This window comes from Moorena sp. SIO3I6 (genome assembly GCF_010672095.1).
In genome coordinates this window covers 1-2,785 of record NZ_JAAHHU010000567.1, presented here as the reverse complement: position 1 = coordinate 2,785, position 2,785 = coordinate 1, and the positions used below count along the sequence as shown (strand labels likewise).

General features: G+C 42.3%; 6 protein-coding genes. 1 reads left to right on the top strand and 5 read right to left on the bottom strand.

Annotation, left to right across the window (positions count from 1 at the left end):
* Positions 1 to 83: 83 nt before the first annotated feature.
* Positions 84 to 269: a hypothetical protein gene (locus F6K49_RS39705; protein ID WP_293106171.1), complete on the bottom strand. Its 186-nt coding sequence runs from the start codon at positions 267 to 269 to the stop codon at positions 84 to 86.
* Entirely contained in the window at positions 194 to 394 is a 201-nt protein-coding gene (locus tag F6K49_RS39700) for a hypothetical protein (RefSeq protein WP_293106168.1), read from the bottom strand. Before F6K49_RS39700 ends, F6K49_RS39705 begins: the two co-directional genes overlap by 76 nt.
* Positions 395 to 677: 283 nt before the next feature.
* On the opposite strand from F6K49_RS39700, the gene F6K49_RS39695 reads away from it, so the two are divergent.
* Positions 678 to 857 carry a hypothetical protein gene (locus F6K49_RS39695; protein WP_143727550.1) on the top strand — a complete coding sequence of 60 codons (180 nt, stop codon included), beginning with the start codon at positions 678 to 680 and terminating at the stop codon, positions 855 to 857.
* A gap of 161 nt (positions 858 to 1,018) precedes the next feature.
* On the opposite strand, the gene F6K49_RS39690 is transcribed toward F6K49_RS39695, so the two are convergent.
* The 3 genes from F6K49_RS39690 to F6K49_RS39680 all read right to left on the bottom strand — a co-directional run.
* Positions 1,019 to 1,384, bottom strand: a complete 366-nt coding sequence (locus F6K49_RS39690) for a hypothetical protein (RefSeq protein ID WP_075898480.1) — start codon at positions 1,382 to 1,384, stop codon at positions 1,019 to 1,021.
* Positions 1,385 to 2,083: 699 nt separating this feature from the next.
* Entirely contained in the window at positions 2,084 to 2,557 is a 474-nt protein-coding gene (locus F6K49_RS39685) for a hypothetical protein (protein ID WP_293106164.1), read from the bottom strand.
* Between the two features lie 3 nt (positions 2,558 to 2,560).
* On the bottom strand, positions 2,561 to 2,785 hold a 225-nt coding region (locus F6K49_RS39680), incomplete at its 5' end, for a transposase (RefSeq protein ID WP_293106161.1).

Here is a 2,785-nt window from a genome sequence, read left to right as displayed (position 1 = left end):
ACTCCACAATAAGTCCGTTGAAATTGTTTTAGGTGCGCTGCATCCCTATGTCACTCAGTTACCAAACCTAACCTGATCTGATCCTATTTGAGCAGACCGGAACCTTTCAGTGGGGGGGAAACCCCCCAGAAATTTAGCGATGCAGCGCGGTCTTGGGGGTTTCCCCCATGAGCGACTGCATCAAGACAAGGTGTTATGGCAACAGCCAATACTTGTTTAGTGTAGTCATTACTTCGCCTGGGACCTCCGTCGGCTCCAGAGGAGTCCATTCGCAAATCTCTGCATAACCTAGGGCATACATCCTCTGCATACTATAAATTACTGCTTCCCGAGACCCTTTTAGAGTGTGCTGAGCAAGTTGTTTTTTGAAGTTTTGAGTAAATCCTTGTCCCATAACTTAACAATTGAACTCATTGTGGTAATTTACTGCTTATTGTAATGATTATATTTTTTTGTCAAGGGTTTTTTAAAAAAAATTGGGTAATTTTAGGATTACTAAAAAACAGCGATATTCTTATATATACACTACAATAACGCTAATTTTAAATAGTAAATTTAAGGATAATTATGGTAGCCTGATCGCCTAACATGTAAGTAGTAAACTATCATATAAATTTAGATTTACTATAATAACTAATATAGTTACAGCGGTTTGCATAACTATTAGGTATACAGGATTGTATTCCCTATTCCCTATTCCCTATTCCCTACTCCCTGCTCCCTATTCCCTATTCCCTATTCCCTATTCCCTAAAACCCAGAAACTTGTACTTGATGAGTATAATAATTGCTAGAAAATACAAAAACACCCCGACCAGATCTACATTACTAGAATCTCTCGGGGCTTTGATGTTTTAGGTTATTACCTCTCACTCGAAGGCTTACAGATAGCGTAGAGTGGGTAAGAGTTATAACCTATTTAGCGGCGATGCCTTAGATAATCAATTCCTAAGGGTTTGGTTATTTCAGGTAAAAATTAGCTGAAATAATTGATTACCTTGTGTACTGGCTTGCTGTTTTTATTGTACGCAGTGAAAGTCCACTGGTCCGTTTCCTTCCACTAGATAGAAGACACTATACTGAGGCAGGCGCAGGATGTTATCGCCAAATGGGGGTATGAAGGTTGGCTCGCCTGTAGATGCGTCTATTACTACTGCTTCCTCGGGAGATTCGTTGTGTAGTATAGCGGCTTCATACTCATAACCAGGAGCAGCTTCGACTAAGCAAAAGTGCTCTTGGGGATTCTGCAGGTAGGTGACATCTCCTCCGCAGCAATAACCGTCGGCTTGAGCCACACCAGGATTAACAGCGAAGCTGAATAGTACAGTAAGTGCTACTACGGCTAGAGTTAACACTTTGCTTAGGCTAGTTTTGATTGTCTTCATGTTTTTTATTGCTGTTTATTGTTTCTATTTTCTGCAAGTTGAAGTTGGTGGAGTTGTCAGTCAGATTGAACCATAGGGTTCCTTCTGACTCTTTCCTCTTCCACAACTTTCCCTTGCGTGACACCAACTTGATCGGTGATTAGATCATAGTTGGAGAAAAGTGACAGGAGGGTGATGGGTTACCATGCTCCAGTTATTCACCTTTCTGCTTCTATAACGAAAATTTTGATGGTTTGTGACAACTAAATTTTTTTTCGTTAAATGTGCTGTTTTATGGTATAGCAAGGCAAGTATAGATTAGGACATAGTATTTTGGTTTAAAGGGAACAGGGAACAGGGAACAGGGAACAGAAATATGTCTTAACTTTTACTTAAACAAAACCGACTTGCCTCGCGATCGCAAAGGTTGATTGCTGGTAAGTTAACCAATACTCAGAAATTACAGGGTTTGTTAGATAAACCGCTAATAAAACTTTCCTTTTTTACCTCCTTTTTCTGTCTGTCTTGATGCATGACAATGTTAGCTGGTCGTGAAAAAACACACCAGCCAATAATGCTTGGGTTTGCCAAGTTCAATCCCTGTTGATCCCCCCTAACCCCCCTTAGCAAGGGAGGAACAAGAGCCTCTCGATGACGAAAAAAGCAAAGCTTCCTCTGGCTTCCCCCTTATTAAGGGGGACGGGAGGGGGATCTATTCTCTTAATACCCTGGCGGCCCTCTATCCCCTGTATATAATTTCTGGTTGCTGTTTAGCTCTATTTTCTTGGTGAGAGTACTCGACTTCCACAAAAGTCTTGCAACACTAGGAAACTGAGCAAGATCCTGCCATCTTGATACCTCTTGGCTCCTATTCCTTAGGGATGGTGGAGAAATTTCCATTGCTTTAAGCGATCGCTGTTTTACCCAATCCATCGCGCAAGCATTGCTATCGCTGAGCGTAGTTGATGGGGGATTGGGAGCTTTTTTAATAGAGATTACCTTTGGTACAACAGATTCTGGCTCTACCAGTGACGTTATCTCCCCTGCTGTTCTGTCTAACTTGATGTCGAGATAATGGTATTGCTGATTCTGGGTATGATTCCGCCCCCCTAGCCCCCCAATTTTGGGGGGAACAAAACTCTTAAAGTCCCCCAAAGTTGATACCGCTGGCCAAATTAATATTTGTTTACACATAGGTCAACCGGTCGGCGCAAGAGCAGCAAAACGAGAACATCGGGTAGCTGCAAATGGAACTCCCTGGCACCAATTAACCAAACGCACAATATTCATGGCAGAAGCTGTGATGATGTGCTGCAAGTGGGTTTTAGTCAAACCGATATAGCGACATCGACGTAAGCCAAACGCTTTAATGCCCTGAGCTAACGTACCTTCAATACCTGCACGCTGAGCATAGCGATGCTG